Annotated in this window: 1 protein-coding gene; it reads right to left on the bottom strand. The window is 72.7% G+C overall.

The features are described from left to right. Positions 1 to 1012 (bottom strand): FUSC family protein (locus tag G3O06_RS48390; RefSeq protein WP_205820476.1); only part of this gene is annotated, 1012 nt, incomplete at both ends.

The following is a 1012-nucleotide window of genomic DNA, read 5'->3' as shown; positions in this document are numbered from 1 at the left end:
ACGCGGCGCTGTGCGGCGTCGGGCAAGCCGTCACGCGCGGCGCCACGGCGGATCCGCAGCAGTTCCTTGCCGACGTGCAGCGCCGCGAGCGCCTCGATGCTCGCCTGCGTCATCGCGGCCGGCTGGCCGGCGAGCAGTGCGCCGAGCTGCGCGATGCGGTGCTGCTGGCGCTGCTGCCAGCCCGCCGCCATGACGCGCCTGCCGGCCACGAGTGCGAGCGTGTCGTCGCGGATCGTGCGGCGCAGCCGCGTTGCGTCGGTGGCCAGGTTGCGCGGCAGGATCAAGCGGAACGTGAGCAACGTGAGGAACGTCGCGAGCACCCACGCGACCGACTGGTTTAGGAACAGCGCGACGTCGGGGCGGAACGGATTGGTCGCGCCGGTCAGCGTGTTGAACGCGACGAGATACGCGAGCCCCGCGAGCGCGGTCTTCGGCACGCTCGTCGCATAGATGCCGGGCATCCAGAACAGTGCGAGCGCGACGACGAGCAACGGAAAGCCCTCGATGCGCGGCAGGATGCCGAACGCGCACACGAACGCGGCCGGTACGGCCAGCACCGTGCCCTTGATGAACGCCTGCGCGCCGGCGGCCGGGTTGCCGGCGGTCGCGAGCAGCGCGCAGTACGGTGCGACGACGAGCAGCATCATGTCGCCCTGGTTCCAGCCGGTCGCGAGCCAGAACGCGCCCGAGATCACGATCGCGCACGCGGCACGCACGCCGTTGCGCAGGGCCGCGCCCGTGTCGCGGTAAAAGCGCACCCGTGCGGGCCGGTAGCCCGGCCGCGGGCGCTGCAATTCGACGAGGCCGCCCAGTGCCGCGCAGTAGTCGTCGATCTGTTCGATCAGCCGCTCGCCGGCGATCAGCAACGCCGCGTCGTCGCGCGGATGGCCGAGCGCGATGCCGTCGAGCGCGGCGCGCAGGCGTTCGCGCGCGTCGCTCAGCAGCACGAGCGCGTGCGCTGCACCACCGGGGCCGTCGCCCAATGCGTCGGCGGCGGCCTGCCACGCAGCCA

The organism is Burkholderia sp. Ac-20345, assembly GCF_017104825.1.
Lineage (GTDB): Bacteria > Pseudomonadota > Gammaproteobacteria > Burkholderiales > Burkholderiaceae > Burkholderia > Burkholderia lata_B.
The sequence above is the reverse complement of the archived record's forward strand: the minus strand, read 5'-3'. Positions and strand labels throughout refer to the sequence as shown.